The following is a 15,296-nucleotide window of genomic DNA, read 5'->3' as shown; positions in this document are numbered from 1 at the left end:
AATATATCATTTAACAGATGATTTGAGTTTGTTTGACAAAAAGAACGATCGGACCTAAAAAGAGGATACGCGCCGATTTGAGCCACCAGCTTGCGGGCGCGAAACAAGTGCAGCTAAAGCGTGGGGTATAGGACAGGCTCGACCTCTCCCGATCCCTTCGCGTCACGGAAATGGGGATCGACAATGAGCTTCATCAAATCACTCAGCCGCCGTCTTGTGCTCGCCGGGTTCGCCGTGGCCAGTGCAGGCCTCGGCACTGTCAGCGCCAATGCCCAGGCGCCGAAGGAAATCCGCATCGATTACGCCACTTACAACCCCGTCAGCCTGGTGTTGAAGGAGCGTGGCACGCTCGAGAAAGCACTCGCCCCCGAGGGCATCACGGTGCGCTGGGTGCAATCAGCCGGATCGAACAAGGCGCTCGAATTCCTCAACGCCGGCTCGATCGATTTCGGTTCGACGGCCGGTGCGGCCGCTTTGATCGGCAAGATCAACGGCAATCCGATCAAGTCGATCTACGTCTATTCGCGGCCTGAATGGACGGCGCTGGTCACTGGGGCCAAGAGCGAGATCGCTAAGGTTGCCGATCTCAGGGGCAAGCGCGTCGCTGTCACGCGCGGCACCGATCCGCATATCTTCCTGGTGCGCGCGCTCACTGAGGCCAAGCTGACCGAGAAGGACGTCAAGCTCGTGCTGCTTCAGCATGCCGATGGCCGCCTCGCGCTTGAGCGTGGCGATGTCGACGCCTGGGCCGGGCTCGACCCCCTGATGGCTGCCGCCGAGGTCGAGAGCGGCGCAAGGCTGTTTCACCGCAAGGCCGAGGACAACACCTGGGGCATCCTGAACGTCCGCGAGACCTTCGCCAATGAGCACCCGGCGCTGGTCCGCAAGGTGCTGGCCGCCTACGAGGAGGCCCGTGCCTATGCGCTCACCAATCCGGCCGAGCTGAAGAAGGTGCTCGTCGACTATACCAAGCTCTCCGACGCGGTCATCGAGCGCCAGCTCGCCCGCACCGAACTGACCCATTCCGCGATCGGACAGGCCCAGGCCGACACCATCCTGGCCGCTGGCCTGGCACTCAAGGAGGCAGGCGTCCTGCCGGCAACGACCGACGTCACGGCGGCGGTCGACGGCCTGCTCGACCGTCGCTTCGCCGCCGCCAGCAACTGAGCCCGGACGAGCAGGCGCAAGCCGGAACGATGAGCACGCTGGGACTTGATACGGTTGCCGAGGGCAAGGGGCGTCCGGACTTTCTCCGGAGGCCCCGCAGCCTCGGTTTGGCGAGCTTCCTGCTGCCACTTCTTCTGGCTGCTCTCTGGGAGTTCCTGGTTGGTGCCGGCCTGGCCAATGGCCGTCTGATGCCGCCGCCCAGCGTGGTCGGCAAGACACTCTGGCAACTGGCCGTTTCGGGCGAGCTCCTGACCCATGCGTCGGCGACGCTCTGGCGTGTTGCCGCCGGCTTCGGGCTGGGAGCGGCTGCCGGTACGTTGCTCGGCGCGTTGACGGGGGCGCTGCCTCTGGCGCGCAGCGTACTCGATCCGACCTTGCAGGCTCTGCGGGCGATCCCCTCGATCGCCTGGGTGCCGCTCTTCATCCTCTGGTTCGGCATCTTCGAAGCGTCGAAAATCGCACTGATCGCCGTTGGCGTGTTCTTCCCCGTCTATCTCGGCGTGGCGGCGGCGATCCTCGCGATCGACCGCAAGATCATTGAGGTTGGGCGCGTCTTCCGGCTTGGTCGCATCGCCATGGTGCGGCGTGTCCTGCTGCCGGCGATCCTGCCGGCCTGGTTCACCGCGCTACGCTCGGGCCTCGGCCTTGGTTTCATGTTCGTGGTCGCGGCCGAGATCATGGGCGCGAGCGAGGGCCTTGGCTATCTTCTCGTGGACGGCCAGCAGCTTGGCCGTCCCGACACCATCATCGCGGCCATCATCGCCTTCGCCGTGCTCGGCAAACTGGCGGATGGCCTGCTTCTCGCCATCACGCGGCCCTTCCTCGCCTGGCAGGATCTGGGTCGCGACAAGCTCTGAAGGGCATCCTCGATGCTGAGCTTCGACAGCCTCTCCAAAACCTATGCCGACGGCACGCAGGCGTTATCTGCTGTCACCACCACAGTGGCTGCCGGCGAGATTCTCGCCCTTGTCGGCGGCTCCGGCTGCGGCAAGACCACCTTGCTGCGCCTCGTCGCCGGGCTGGACCAGCCAAGCGCCGGCCGCGCCAGCCTCGACGGTCAGGCGATCCTGGCGCCGCGTGCCGATGTTGGCGTGATCTTTCAGGAACCGCGCCTCTTCCCCTGGCTCAGCGTCGCCGAGAATGTCTCCTTCGGCCTTTCGCATCTGACGCCCTTCGCGCGCGAGGGGCTGGTCGCGAATGCGCTCGTGCGTGTCGGGCTCGCCGGCTACGAGAAGCGTTGGCCGCGTGAACTGTCGGGTGGGCAGCAGCAGCGCGTCGCCATCGCCCGCGCCCTGGTGACACGGCCAAGGCTGCTGCTGATGGACGAGCCCTTCTCGGCGCTCGACGCCACGACGCGGGCAAGCCTGCACGGCCATTTGCTGGCGCTCTGGGAGGAGAGTCGGCCGACCGTCGTCATGGTCACCCATGATGTCGAGGAGGCGGTGACGCTGGCCGATCGCATCATCGTCATGCAGCCGAAGCCTGGCCGCATCTTCGATGAATTCGACAATCCTCTCGCCCGGCCGCGGGACAGACTCTCGCCGGCCTTCGAGGCGAGCAAGCGCGAGGTCCTGCGCACTCTGGACCGCTCCCTCGCGAACGGCGAGCCGCATCAACACAAGGCCGCCGAGACCGCGGGCATGTGGTGGTGAGGTGCGAGGAAGCCCTGCCGGGTTTGGGCTGGTACGGCGCCTGCGACAGGCTTATCACGGCAGCACATCGCTGCCCGTCTGAAGAAGGTTGAGAACCATGGACGTCACCGCGCTTCGCGCCCTCCAGGCTCCGCTCAAGGACAAGTACCGGGAGGCACCCGACGCCGCGGTGATCACGCTGAAGGCTCGTGGGGAACTCGACGACCAGCATATCGCCTGCAAGGTCGAGACCGGCCGCGCGATCGCCCTGGCCGGACTGCACCCGGCGACGGGCGGCACTGGCGCCGAGCTCTGCTCCGGCGACATGCTGCTGGAAGCGCTGGTCGCCTGTGCCGGCGTGACGCTGAAAGCGGTCGCGACCGCGCTTGAAATCGAACTGAAGAAAGGAACGGTCAGGGCCGAGGGCGATCTCGATTTCCGCGGCACGCTCGGCGTCGTCAAGGATGCGCCTGTCGGCTTCAAGGCGATCCGCCTCTCCTTCGATGTCGAGAGCGATGCCCCGCAGGAACAGCTCGACACGCTGCTCAAGCTGACCGAGCGCTACTGCGTCGTCTTCCAGACCCTGAACGTCAAGCCGGAGCTATCGGCCGTGCTCAACCGCGGCTGATCACTCGGCCGCCTTCAGCTCCAGGCCCTTGGCGAAGGGCAGCGACGGTTCGCTCTTCGCCGGTTCATCGAATTCGAGCGCGCCGATCTTGTCGCCGCGGCTGGTGATCTTGCCGGCTGAGGTGCGGATGCCGGCAACATCCTCCTGCGCCTGGCGGAAATGCTGATCGAGCTTCTCCGCCCGCTCGCCGAGCCGGCGGACATCGGTCAGCAGCTTGCCGACCTCGGTCTGGATGACGCGAGCCTCCTCGCGCATGCGCGCATCGCGAATGAGCGACTGCATGAGCTGGATCGCCAGGGCGAGCAAGGAGGGCGACACGACCATGATGCGGGCCCGGTGGGCCTTCTGGATCACGTCGTCGAAATGCTCGTGCAGATCGGCATAGATCGATTCCGACGGCACGAAGAGCAGGGCCATATCCTGCGTCTCGCCGGGCAGGAAATAGCGCTCGGCGATATCCTTGACGTGTTGGCCGACATCGCTGCGCACGCGCACGCCGGCTGCCTTCTTCGCCTCCTCGCCACGCGCTTCGCGCAGCATGGTGAAGCTTTCCAGCGGGAATTTGGCGTCGATGACGAGGCCGCGTCCGTCGCCTGGCAGGGTGACGAGGCAGTCCGGCCGGTTGCGGTTCGAAAGGGTCGGCTGGAACGAGAAGAAGGCGGCGGGCAACCCGTCGCGGATGATCGCCTCCATCCGGCCCTGGCCATAGGCGCCGCGGGCCTGTTTGTTGGAGAGCACGTCCTTGAGCGTCACCACCTCGCTGGTCAGGTCGGTCAGGTTCTTCTGGGCCGCGTCGATGACGGCAAGCCGTTCCTGCAGCTTGCCGAGGCTCTCCGCGGTCTGCTTGACGTTCTGCTCGAGCCCGGAGCCGACCTGCTGGCGCAGGCCGTCCATCCGTTCGGCGACGAGACGGGCGAGGTCGCCCTGCCGCGTCGAGAGAATCTCGGCCATTGTCTGCATTCGGCCGGTCAGCTCGGCTTGCATGCGGTTCATCTCGGCGACCTTGTCGTCCATCTCGCGGGCGCGTTCGGCGGCGATGACGGCCTCGATCGCCCGCCCGTGCGAGCCGCGCCAGAGCGACAGCGCGACGAGGACGAGTAGGAACAGGCTGGTGCCGGCGAAGGCAAGCGCGGCCTCGCTCCAGGCGACCGGCCGCTCGAGCAGCGTGAAGGCAATCCCGTTCATGACGGCAGATTAGCCGATTCGCGCGCGCATGCCGAACGAAAGCGGAACGGTTTGACCACCCGCCAACAAGTGCTTATGTCCGCGGCGTCAGCAAGAAAACCGGTTCGAGCGCCCTATGGCCATTCGCCCTCTCGTCATCCTGCCCGATTCTGTCCTGCGCCAGGTCTCGAAACCTGTCGAGGCCGTCACGCCCGAGATCAAGGCGCTCGCCGCCGACATGCTCGAGACCATGTATGACGCTCCCGGCATCGGCCTGGCCGCGATCCAGATCGGCGTGCCGCTGCGCCTGCTGACGATCGACCTCGCCAAGCCGGAGGAGGAGAAGGCGCCGATGACCTTCATCAATCCGGAGATCACCTGGTCTTCGAAGGAGCTGAACGCCCATGAGGAAGGCTGCCTGTCGATCCCCGAATATTACGAGGAGGTCGAACGTCCGGCGCGGGTGAAGGTTCGCTATCTCGATCTCGACAGCAAGGTGCAGGAAATCGAGGCGGACGGCCTGCTCGCCACCTGCCTGCAGCACGAGATTGACCATCTCAATGGCGTGCTCTTCATCGATCACCTGTCGCGGCTGAAGCGCGAGCGTGTCACCAAGCGCTTCGCCAAGGCGGCACGTCGCGACAGCGCGGCCTGAATGATCCGTATCGGTCAGAAAGCGGCGCTGTTCGCATGAGTTTGCGCGTCATCTTCATGGGTACGCCGGATTTCGCCGTGCCGACCCTGACCGAGATCATCGGCCAGGGCCACGAGGTTGTGAGCTGCTACACCCGCGCTCCGGCGCAGGCCGGTCGTGGTCTCGATCTGAAGCCGTCCCCGGTTCATCGCGCCGCCGAGCGCTTCGGCATTCCGGTGTTCACGCCGAAGACGTTGAAGACCGACGAAGCTGCCGAGGTGATCGCCTCCCATCAGGCGGATGTCGCGGTCGTCGTCGCCTATGGCATGATCCTGCCGCAGGCGATCCTTGATCTGCCGGAACTCGGCTGCCTCAACCTGCATGCGTCGCTTCTTCCGCGCTGGCGCGGCGCTGCCCCGATCCAGCGTGCGATCATGGCGGGCGATGCCGAGAGTGGCATCTGCGTCATGAAGATGGAGGCGGGGCTGGATACCGGCCCGGTCGGCATGGTCGAGAAGCTTGCGATCGGTCCCGATATGACGGCCGGCGAACTGCACGATCGGCTGGCTTCGCTCGGCGCGGACCTGATGGTGCGCGCGCTGGCTGCGCTTGGGCGTGGCGGGCTGCAGTTCACGCCGCAACCCGTCGAAGGGGTGACCTACGCGGCCAAGATCGGCAATGCCGAGGCCAGGCTCGACTGGGCGCGGCCAGCGCAGCAGGTCCATGACCTCGTGCGCGGGCTCTCGCCCTTTCCAGGTGCCTTTGCCGAGGTTGATCTCGGCAAAGGGCCAGAGAGGCTCAAGATCCTGCGCACGGCCCTGGCTGGCGGCGTTGCCGAGCCCGGCACGCTGCTCGACGGGGAGGGCACGATCGCCTGTGCCGAGGGCGCAGTGAGGCTGCTTCAGGTTCAGCGCGCAGGCCGTGCACCGATGAGGGGGAGCGAATTCCTGCGCGGCGCGCGCCTCGATCCCGGCCATCGAATCTAGGGCGCTCGCATGATGTCGCCCAAGGACCGGTTGCCATTCTCCGGCATCTTGCTCTGATGCCCCGCTACAAGCTCGTCATCGAGTATGATGGAACGCCGTTCTCGGGCTGGCAGCGCCAGCTCAACGGCCCGTCCGTTCAGCAGAGCGTCGAGGAAGCGGTCGAGGCCTTTTGCGGTCATGCCGTCCGCCTGCACTGTGCCGGGCGCACCGATGCCGGCGTTCATGCGACGCATCAGGTCGTCCATGTCGACCTTGAGAAGGAGTGGCGCACCGATGTCGTGCGCGACGCGAGCAATGCCCGCCTGAAGCATCTGCCGGTCGCGGTGCTGAGCGCCGAGGCGGTGTCCGACGCGTTCGATGCCCGCATCTCGGCCAGGCGGCGCTATTACATCTACCGCATGCTCGACCGCCGCGCGCCGCCCGCGCTCGATCGGGACCGGCTCTGGCATGTCCCCTTCAGGCTCGATCATGAAGCGATGGACCGCGCTGCCAAGGCGCTCGTCGGCCACCATGATTTCACGACCTTTCGGGCCGCGGAATGCCAGGCGAACGGACCTGTTCGGACACTTGACCGGCTCGACGTCACGCGCGAGGGCTCGGAGATCGTGATCTACGCCCATGCCCGCTCCTTCCTGCATCATCAGGTCCGCTCGATGGTCGGTTGCCTGAAGATGGTCGGGGCAGGGCGGTGGCCCGAGAACAAGGTCGGCAAGGTGCTGGCTGCGCGTGACCGCTCGCAATGCGCCGCGCTGGCCCCGTCCTGCGGGCTCTATCTCGCCGGCGTGGACTATTGAGTGGGGTTCAGAATCCCGCCAGGCCGAACATGCGAATGACCGAATAATCGGCAATCACACTCGCCAGCAGGATGGACGGCGCGATACTGCTTTGCGCACCGAAAGTGGCACGCGCCACGCAATAGCGGAGCCGCAGCACGATCACCGCGAAGGCGATCGCCTGCAGCGTCGCGACGCCGGGGGGCGACCAGCCGATTGCGAAGATCGTGGCGGGGACCGCCATCAGGCTGGCCGAGACGATGCCGGCCCAGTTCCAGGCGATGACGAAGCTCGTCAGCCGCGGCGAATGGGTCAGGTTCGGGGCGAGCCCGACCAGCAGCGCCGGCACCGCGATGATCGCCAGGCACTCGGCCCCGAGCACGCGGGCAATGAGGACCGGTGAATCGAACATGTTCCCGGCGTTCGACAGCCCGGCAATCTGCCGTTCGGCAGCCAGGATCGCGATCAGCGCAGGCACGGTGAGCACGAGCGCGGCAAAGGAGCGCCAGAACCCGTCGCGGCTGAGATCGAGTTCCTTCAGCGCCTCGGCGCCCTCTGTCATCAGGCGCCATGAACCGCGCAGCGAGCGCAGCACGTCATCGGCAGCGAGAGCCATGGCCGGATACTCCGGATACGTGGCATTAGACTTTCGTCTAATGGAGTAAACGGCGTATCAGGCTCGGGGTCAAGCCTCTTGTTGCGTTGCAACAAAATAGCTTTCGAGCAGGCGATGCGTGATCCGTTCCAGGCTGAGCAGATCCGAGACCGCAACGCGTTCGTCGATCTGATGCATGGTCTGGCCGACCACGCCGAATTCGACGACCGGGCAATAGCTCTTGATGAAGCGGGCATCGGAGGTGCCGCCCGTTGTCGAGAGAGCCGGGCGCTTGCCGGTCTCGGTTTCGACAGCATCGGCGACCATGGCGACGAAGGGCCCGGGCTCGGTCAGGAAGGCGACGGCATTTGTCGGCTGAACTTCAAGCTCGTAGCGCACCTGGTTGCCCGCAGCGTCCCGCAGCCGCCGGTCGAGTTCGGCGGCGAGGCTCTCGGGCGTCCAGATATCGTTGAACCGGATGTTGAAGACAGCCTTTGCCTGCGCCGGCACGATATTCGTTGCGGGATTGCCGACGTCCAGCGTCGTCACTTCGAGATTGCTCGGATCGAAATAGGCCGTACCGCTGTCGAACGGTGTCGCATCGAGCGCTGCCAGCAGGCGCACCATGCCGCGGATCGGATTGTCGGCGAGATGCGGATAGCCGACATGGCCCTGCTTGCCGTGGACGATCAGCCGGCCGGTCAGCGAGCCGCGGCGGCCGATCTTGATCATGTCGCTCATTGTCGCCGGGTTGGTCGGCTCGCCGAGCAGGCAATGGTCGAAGCGTTCGCCACGCGCCTTTGCCCATTCCAGCAGCTTGACGGTGCCGTTGACGGCAACGGCCTCCTCATCTCCCGTAACGAGAAAGGCGATCGAGCCCGGCGCATCCGGATAATCGCGGCGAAAACGCAACGCAGCCGAGACCATCGCAGCGAGACCGCCCTTCATGTCGCAGGCGCCGCGCCCATGCAGGACACCATCTTCGACCACGCCGGAGAACGGGTCGCGCGACCACTGCGCGAAATCGCCCGGGGGCACGACATCGGTGTGGCCGGCTATGACCAGAACAGGACCTTCAGCGCCGATCCGGGCATAGAGATTTTCGACATCGGGCGTACCAGGCTCGCTGAATACGGGCCGATCGACCGAGTACCCCGCCGCGCTGAAAACGCTGTCGAGCAGAGCAAGTGCTCCCCCCTCGGCCGGTGTCACGGATGGGCATCGCACCAGCGCCTGCGTCAGGGCGACGGGATCGAGCGGGTCGAAGGGGAGCGGAGGAGGAAGCGGCTTCATTCTGCCGGTTTAGCACCGGCCTCCGTCTCTGCAACGGACGCAGGCGCAATGCAGCCCGGCAGCAGACCGAGATCGATCAGCGCAACGAGCCAGAGCAGCAGGGAGAGTGCGCCGAATGCCTTGGCGGCTGCCGCATCGAGATGGCCGGGGCCAAGCCCGGACAGGACGATCCCGATGACCAGCGTCGGCCCGTAGTACCATGGCCGGCCGCGGTCCCGGCTGCGCTTGGCCGCGAGCGCCGACCAGGGAAACAGGGCGAAGGTTCCGGCAAAGGCGGTGATCTGGGCCGCATGCAGCCCGCCAAGGCGAGCACTGCCGATGTCGGCCAGGCCGAGCGCGAGAGCCACCAGTGCCGTCCCCGACCAGAAGGCGGCGCGTCCGATGCGGCCCTCGAAGCCGGTCAGGAGCGTGAGAAGCGGCAAGGCGGCGATTCCATTTCGGAGATTGTCTCACGCCGGCCGTCGACCTTGAAGCACAGGGTGAAGAATGAGTTAACGGTCCGGTCCAGCAGCAATCCGGGTTCGCAGAAAAGGCTTGAACGCGGGCTCGGCGCCCGCTAGCTGCGGCAGGGGCCTTGTCCCGCGTGTTTTGGCCCAGTGAGGTTATTGTCATGACCATCCGTCTGCATCGCGGTGATCTGCCGGATGATTTTCTGCCAGGCCCCGTCATTGCGATCGACACCGAGACGCTTGGCCTCAACCCGCATCGGGACCGGCTTTGCGTCGTCCAGCTCTCGCGTGGCGATGGCTCTGCCGACGTGGTCCAGATCCTCCGGGACGGTCCTGTGCCTGCGAACCTGGTCCGATTGCTGTCGGACCCTTCCGTGCTGAAGCTGTTCCATTTCGCACGGTTCGATGTTGCCGTTCTGAAGAACGCCTTCGGCGTCACCACTGGCCCGATCTACTGCACGAAGATCGCCTCGAAGCTGGTGCGGACTTACACCGACCGGCACGGCCTGAAGGACCTGGTCAGGGAACTGCTCGGCGTCGACTTGTCGAAGCAGCAGCAATCCTCGGATTGGGGAGCCGATACGCTGTCGGAGGCACAACTGGCCTATGCGGCTTCAGACGTACTGCATCTCCACGCCCTGCGCGAAAAGCTCGAGGCCATGCTGGCGCGCGAGGGCCGCTCGCATCTCGCCGAGGCCTGTTTCAATTTCCTTCCCTTCCGCGCGGAGCTCGATCTCGCCGGCTGGGCCGAGAACGACATCTTCGCTCACGCTTGACAAATTTTAAGTCTTCTTGCGTCAGTCTCCACGCGAACGAAGCGCGTAGGGGCCCGCAGGTCGTTCGCCGGCTGACACGAAAAAGCCGTTAGCGACTGCCATTGCGCGGGGCATGACTGTGGCGATGACAACGGGCGATTGGACCGCCCCCGAATCGAAACGTGCGAGTCGACGCCGCGCTGCATTCAGGGCGGCGAAGCGGCATACCATGCTCGTCCGCTTCCTCCGCGGCGCGATTCCCATCGGTGCGGTCGTGGCCGTGCTCGGCCTGATCGTGACGCCGTTCCTGCATCCGCTGTCTGGTGTCGCTGGCGTGTCCATCGGTTCCGTCGGCATTTCGGGCGGCAAGGTCAAGATGGAGTCGCCGCGCCTTTCGGGCTATCGCAAGGACAACCGGCCCTATGAGGTGACGGCGCTCGAAGCGCTGCAGGACATTCGCAATCCGACCGAGATCGAGCTGTCGACAATGACGGCCAGGATTCAGATGCAGCAGGAGGGCTGGGTCACGGTCAACGCCCGCACCGGCCTGTTCAACTCCCAGAAGGAGAAGCTGAAGCTGGTCGATGATGTGAAGGTCCGTACCGAGTCCGGCTACGATATGCGGATGCGCAGCGCCGATATCGATTTCAAGGCGGGGACCGTCGTATCGCGGGAGCCGGTCAAGGTTCTGCTCGGTTCGACCACCGTCGAAGGCGATACGCTGGACGTGAAGGATAATGGCGCGCTGATCGTCTTCGACGGTCGTGTCAAAGTCGTGATAGAGAATGCGCCGGCTCGCGCCCTGGCCGGGCCAGAACGAGAAGGCAGCACGCCGGCTCCGGAACTGCTAGGACCGGTCAAGGCGCCTGTCGCGCCGAACCGGGAGCCGGCAGCGGTCGACGGTGGTTCTCCGGGCAATGCCCCTGCAACTGGGACGAGACAGTGATATGCGGTCCGCATTCGAACCTGCGTCAGAGAATCCTGCGATGTCGAAGGGCTGGCAGCCCGTATGGCTGCTTGCGGCCGCGCTGAGCCTTTCATGCGTCGCCGAGGCGGTCGCCCAGACCCCGCAGCCACGCTCCGATGCCTCCAAGCTTGCACAGGCGACGCCGCCTGCAGCGGGAAAGGCCAAGCCGGCCCGCGGCGGCGCGAACTCACCTCTGGGCGGCCTTGGTGGCGACAGCAAGGAGCCGATCAAGATCGATGCTGACAAGCTCGATGTGCTCGACAAGGAAAATCGCGCGGTCTTCACCGGCAATGTCGTGGCCGTTCAGGGCGAGACCACGGTGCGTTGCTCGGTCATGAGCGTGTTCTACGAGGGGCGGGGCACCGGGGCCGTGCCAGGAGCATCGCGCCCTGCAGCGCCGGCTCCCGCCGCTTCGGGGGGCGCGCCGCAGTCCAATGACAGCAGCATCAAGCGCATCGAATGCGATGGTCCGGTGACCGTGGTCTCGAAGACGCAGGCTGCGACCTCGGACAAGGCGGTGTTCGACCGTGCCAACAACAAGGTCATCATGACCGGGAATGTCGCCCTGAACGACGGCCCGAACATCACCCGCGGCGAGCGGCTGGTTTATGATACGGAGACCGGCGTCGCCAATATCGAGAACAACAAGGGGCGCGTGCAGGGCTTCTTCGTTCCGAATTCCGGAGAGGCGGGCAAGGATGCGGGCAAGCCTACTCCACCCAAGCCCGGTGCCGCAGCACCTGCTCGCCCGGCGAGCCCTCCGACCAACTAGCCGCTCCAGCCCGGCACATGCCGAGCCGGTCGCCTTTCGCATCAGCGAGCCTCGCTCTCAGTGACAGTCCATTCCATGCCGCAATCCGACAGTTCGACCCTGCCCGCTCAGGCTGCGGCACCCCGGAGCGAGCAAAGCCCCGGCATGTTCGGGCGCTTGCGCGGATTGTTCGGCGCAAAGGCGCGGGACAGCGAGGCCGAGCCCGAAACATCGTCTGCCGCATCGATTGGGGGACCGGGCATTCTCGCTGTCAGCGGCCTGCGCAAGAGCTATGGCGGCCGCACGGTGGTAAGCGAGGCGAGCCTTTACGTCCGGCAGGGCGAGGCGGTTGGTCTGCTCGGTCCAAACGGCGCCGGCAAGACCACGATCTTCTACATGGTCACTGGTCTGGTGCCGGCTGATCTCGGGGTCATTTCGCTGGAAGGCAACGATATCACCGGCTTGCCGATGTATCAGCGCGCCCGGCTCGGAATTGGTTACCTGCCGCAGGAGGCGTCGATCTTTCGCGGCCTCACTGTCGAGGACAACATCCGTGCCGTACTCGAAGTCGTCGAGCCGAACCGCAAGAGCCGCGAGCGTCAACTCGATACGCTTCTGGAAGAGTTCACGATCTCTCGCCTGCGCAAGGCTCCCTCCATCGCGCTGTCGGGTGGCGAGCGCCGGCGTTGCGAGATCGCCCGCGCACTGGCCGGGCGACCGTCCTTCATCCTGCTCGATGAACCATTCGCCGGCATCGATCCGATCGCCGTCGGAGACATTCAGGCGCTGGTGCGTCAGCTGACCGATCGCGGCATCGGCGTACTGATCACCGACCACAATGTCCGTGAGACACTCGGCCTCGTCGATCGCGCCTATATCATCCATTCCGGGCGCGTGCTCACCGAGGGCTCGCCGGCCGAGATCATTGCCAATCCGGATGTCCGCCGCGTCTATCTCGGCGAGGATTTCAAGCTCTGATCCAGCCGGCTGCGATGCCGCCGCCATAAACGCGGCAGAATGCTGCACTGCATTAAATTCTCTGCACAAAGCGCGCGCAGAGGCTTTGACGCGCCCGCGTTGCGCGGCTAGGCTCCGTTCATAAGGCAAGAAACATGCCGGAGCGGATGAGAGGTCAAGAGCGCAATGGCGATGATGCCGCGCATGGAGCTGCGCCAGGGCCAGTCCCTGGTGATGACGCCGCAGCTGCTGCAGGCGATCAAGCTCCTGCAACTCTCGCATCTCGAACTTCAGAACTTTGTCGAGGGAGAGCTGGAGCGGAATCCGCTGCTGGAGCGCGACGACGCGCCTGAGACTGCAATACAGCTCAATGGCGCCGACAGCCCCCTGTCGGCTGATCCCGAGAGTTTTGCGCGTGCCGAAAGCCTGAACACCCAGGACGGCATGGAAGGCCGGCTCGGCACCGGGCTCGACAATGTCTTCCAGGGTGAACAGCCCACAATCGCGCGCCTCGACACGAAGGGGGCCGACAGCCTGCCGATCACCGGTGGCGCCTATGGCGGCTCCGGTGGCTCGTTCGAGGACGGGTTGGAAGGATTCGAGTCCAGCCTGACATCGGAATTGTCCCTGCGCGATCACCTGAGCGCGCAGCTCGATCTCGCGATGACCGATCCTGCGGAGCGGCTGATCGGCAGCCATCTCATCGATGCCGTCGACGACTCGGGCTATCTCGGCGAGCCGGTGCCGGAGATCGCAGAGCGGCTCGGTGTGACGGCGGACAAGGTCGAGGGCGTGCTTGCTGTCATCCAGGGCTTCGACCCCTCCGGTGTCGGTGCGCGCGATGTCCGCGAATGCCTGTCGATCCAGCTGCAGGAGCGTGACCGCTTCGACCCCGCCATGCAGGCTCTCGTCGCCAATCTCCATCTTGTCGCCAAACGCGATTTCTCGGCGCTCAAGCGCATCTGCGGCGTTGACGATGAGGATATCGCCGACATGGTCGCCGAAATCCGCAGGCTTGACCCCAAACCGGGGCGGGGTTTTGGCGGCTCGGCGGCCGAGACGGTCGTTCCGGATGTCTTCATCAGGTCGGCGCCGGACGGTTCCTGGCTGGTCGATCTCAATCCGGACACCCTGCCGCGTGTGCTGATCAACCAGACCTATCACGCCCGCGTCTCCAGGGCGGCGCGAAACGACGTGGACAAGGCCTTCATCGCCGAATGCCTGCAAACAGCGAACTGGCTGACCCGCAGCCTCGAACAACGCGCCCGCACCATCCTCAAGGTCGCAAGCGAGATCGTGCGCCAGCAGGATGGCTTCTTCGCGCATGGCGTTGAACATCTGCGGCCGCTGAACCTGAAGACGGTCGCGGATGCCATCGGCATGCACGAATCGACCGTCTCGCGCGTCACCTCGAACAAATATCTGATCTGTTCGCGCGGCGTGTTCGAGATGAAATACTTCTTCTCGGCAGCGATCGCCGCGACCGGTTATGGCGAGGCGCATTCCGCCGAGGCCGTTCGCTTCCGCATCAAGCAGATGATCGACGACGAAGCCCCCTCCGAGGTCCTGTCCGACGATGCGATTGTTGCCCGGCTGAAGCAGGGCGGCATCGATATTGCCCGGCGCACCGTGGCGAAATACCGCGAGTCCCTGCGCATTCCGTCCTCCATGGAGCGTCGGCGCGAGAAGGTGGCGATGGCGCTGGGAGGGCGCTGAACCCGCTCGGCTTTTTCACCGCCCGCCGGATCCGGAGAAGGATGCCTTTCGCTGCCATCGGCTGGCGGCGACTATTCGGCGGCGCTCATTGACAATGGCGACTCCCCGTCCTTACCTCAGTGAGATGATCGACCACTGATCATGGCGACAAGAAGGGGAAGCACTCCATGAGCTTGCGAATCTCCGGCAAGAATCTCGATGTCGGCGAGGCCCTGCGTGGCCAGGCCGAGGAGCGCGTGGCCGCCGCCCTCAGCAAATATTACGAGGGCGGGTACCAGGGCCATGTCACCGTCGACAAGGACGGAACCGCCTTCCGGACGGACGGGGTCTTGCATCTCTCCTCCGGTATCACGCTCGAAGCTTCCGCTACGGCGCATGATCCGTATGCGAGTCTCGACAAGATGGCCGAGCGCATCGAGAAGCGGTTGCGTCGCTACAAGCGACGGTTGAAAGATCGCTCATCCGCCATGAATGGTCGTGCCTCCGGGGTAGAAATCCCCAGCTATGTGATTGCGGCCCCGGACGATGAAATCGAGGAGGCTGAGGTCGGTTCTAGCGGCGATAACCCGGTTATCGTGGCGGAATCGACCAAATCCTTCCACGAATTGACCGTCAGTGACGCGGTTGCCGAGCTTGACCTCACAGGTGCGCCCGTCGTGATCTTCCGCCATGCTGGCAATGGGCGGATGAACGTCGTATACCGCCGCCGCGATGGCAACATCGGCTGGATTGACCCGCCGGCCTCGCTGTCTTGAGCCCCGGCAGGCGGTAGCCCCGGTTATCACTCCTGACCCGTGGCGCTGGGTGAGAACCCGGCACGGGACATGCAT

Annotated in this window: 17 protein-coding genes; 13 read left to right on the top strand and 4 right to left on the bottom strand. The window is 65.0% G+C overall.

Going from position 1 to position 15,296, the window contains the following annotated elements; translation table 11 throughout:
• The first annotated feature begins 192 nt into the window (after positions 1–192).
• From FG93_RS02910 to FG93_RS02895, 4 genes are all read left to right on the top strand, one after another.
• Positions 193–1,167 (top strand): aliphatic sulfonate ABC transporter substrate-binding protein, encoded by a 975-nt coding sequence (locus FG93_RS02910; protein WP_043231891.1) that lies wholly within the window; start codon positions 193–195, stop codon positions 1,165–1,167.
• 29 nt (positions 1,168–1,196) lie between these two features.
• Positions 1,197–2,024 carry an ABC transporter permease gene (locus FG93_RS02905; RefSeq protein WP_052513285.1) on the top strand — a complete coding sequence of 276 codons (828 nt, stop codon included), beginning with the start codon at positions 1,197–1,199 and terminating at the stop codon, positions 2,022–2,024.
• Between the two features lie 12 nt (positions 2,025–2,036).
• Complete coding sequence (locus FG93_RS02900) at positions 2,037–2,819, top strand: ABC transporter ATP-binding protein (RefSeq protein WP_043231486.1); 783 nt, start codon at positions 2,037–2,039, stop codon at positions 2,817–2,819.
• A gap of 97 nt (positions 2,820–2,916) precedes the next feature.
• Entirely contained in the window at positions 2,917–3,426 is a 510-nt protein-coding gene (locus FG93_RS02895) for an OsmC family protein (RefSeq protein ID WP_043231484.1), read from the top strand.
• Here the strand turns inward: FG93_RS02895 and FG93_RS02890 are convergent, their stop codons facing one another.
• Positions 3,427–4,611 (bottom strand): DNA recombination protein RmuC, encoded by a 1,185-nt coding sequence (locus FG93_RS02890; RefSeq protein WP_043231482.1) that lies wholly within the window; start codon positions 4,609–4,611, stop codon positions 3,427–3,429.
• Between the two features lie 115 nt (positions 4,612–4,726).
• Here FG93_RS02890 and FG93_RS02885 point away from each other — a divergent pair, with 115 nt between their 5' ends.
• From FG93_RS02885 to truA, 3 genes are read left to right on the top strand one after another with little or no spacing between them, the layout of a single operon-like run.
• Positions 4,727–5,245 (top strand): peptide deformylase, encoded by a 519-nt coding sequence (locus FG93_RS02885; RefSeq protein WP_043231480.1) that lies wholly within the window; start codon positions 4,727–4,729, stop codon positions 5,243–5,245.
• A gap of 35 nt (positions 5,246–5,280) precedes the next feature.
• Positions 5,281–6,210, top strand: a complete 930-nt coding sequence (gene fmt, locus FG93_RS02880; RefSeq protein ID WP_043231478.1) for a methionyl-tRNA formyltransferase — start codon at positions 5,281–5,283, stop codon at positions 6,208–6,210.
• Between the two features lie 56 nt (positions 6,211–6,266).
• Positions 6,267–7,004, top strand: coding sequence for a tRNA pseudouridine(38-40) synthase TruA (truA, locus tag FG93_RS02875; RefSeq protein ID WP_043231476.1), 738 nt, complete (start codon positions 6,267–6,269; stop codon positions 7,002–7,004).
• A gap of 7 nt (positions 7,005–7,011) precedes the next feature.
• On the opposite strand, the gene FG93_RS02870 is transcribed toward truA, so the two are convergent.
• From FG93_RS02870 to FG93_RS02860, 3 genes are all read right to left on the bottom strand, one after another.
• Complete coding sequence (locus FG93_RS02870; RefSeq protein ID WP_043231474.1) at positions 7,012–7,599, bottom strand: hypothetical protein; 588 nt, start codon at positions 7,597–7,599, stop codon at positions 7,012–7,014.
• 69 nt (positions 7,600–7,668) lie between these two features.
• Positions 7,669–8,871, bottom strand: coding sequence for a succinyl-diaminopimelate desuccinylase (gene dapE, locus FG93_RS02865; RefSeq protein WP_043231472.1), 1,203 nt, complete (start codon positions 8,869–8,871; stop codon positions 7,669–7,671).
• On the bottom strand, positions 8,868–9,293 hold the full coding sequence (locus tag FG93_RS02860; protein WP_043231470.1) for a DUF805 domain-containing protein: 426 nt from the start codon (positions 9,291–9,293) through the stop codon (positions 8,868–8,870). Before FG93_RS02860 ends, dapE begins: the two co-directional genes overlap by 4 nt.
• 188 nt (positions 9,294–9,481) lie before the next feature.
• Between FG93_RS02860 and FG93_RS02855 the strand changes: the two genes are divergently transcribed.
• The 6 genes from FG93_RS02855 to raiA all read left to right on the top strand — a co-directional run bounded on the left by FG93_RS02855 (position 9,482) and on the right by raiA (position 15,221).
• Positions 9,482–10,096, top strand: coding sequence for a ribonuclease D (locus FG93_RS02855; protein WP_043231467.1), 615 nt, complete (start codon positions 9,482–9,484; stop codon positions 10,094–10,096).
• 208 nt (positions 10,097–10,304) lie between these two features.
• Positions 10,305–11,021 carry an LPS export ABC transporter periplasmic protein LptC gene (lptC, locus tag FG93_RS02850; protein ID WP_052513283.1) on the top strand — a complete coding sequence of 239 codons (717 nt, stop codon included), beginning with the start codon at positions 10,305–10,307 and terminating at the stop codon, positions 11,019–11,021.
• Positions 11,022–11,061: 40 nt separating this feature from the next.
• On the top strand, positions 11,062–11,814 hold the full coding sequence (locus tag FG93_RS02845; RefSeq protein ID WP_081881279.1) for an LptA/OstA family protein: 753 nt from the start codon (positions 11,062–11,064) through the stop codon (positions 11,812–11,814).
• Positions 11,815–11,958: 144 nt separating this feature from the next.
• Entirely contained in the window at positions 11,959–12,771 is an 813-nt protein-coding gene (gene lptB / locus FG93_RS02840; RefSeq protein ID WP_152579289.1) for an LPS export ABC transporter ATP-binding protein, read from the top strand.
• A 165-nt stretch (positions 12,772–12,936) separates the two neighbouring features.
• The gene (gene rpoN / locus FG93_RS02835; protein WP_043231463.1) at positions 12,937–14,466 is read left to right on the top strand and encodes an RNA polymerase factor sigma-54; all 1,530 of its coding nucleotides are present in this window, start codon (positions 12,937–12,939) and stop codon (positions 14,464–14,466) included.
• A 167-nt stretch (positions 14,467–14,633) separates the two neighbouring features.
• Positions 14,634–15,221: a ribosome-associated translation inhibitor RaiA gene (raiA, locus tag FG93_RS02830; RefSeq protein ID WP_043231461.1), complete on the top strand. Its 588-nt coding sequence runs from the start codon at positions 14,634–14,636 to the stop codon at positions 15,219–15,221.
• Positions 15,222–15,296: the final 75 nt, after the last annotated feature.

The organism is Allobosea sp. LC85 (assembly GCF_000735605.1).
Classification (GTDB): Bacteria; Pseudomonadota; Alphaproteobacteria; order Rhizobiales; family Beijerinckiaceae; genus Allobosea.
This window is presented reverse-complemented; position numbering and strand designations above follow the sequence as displayed.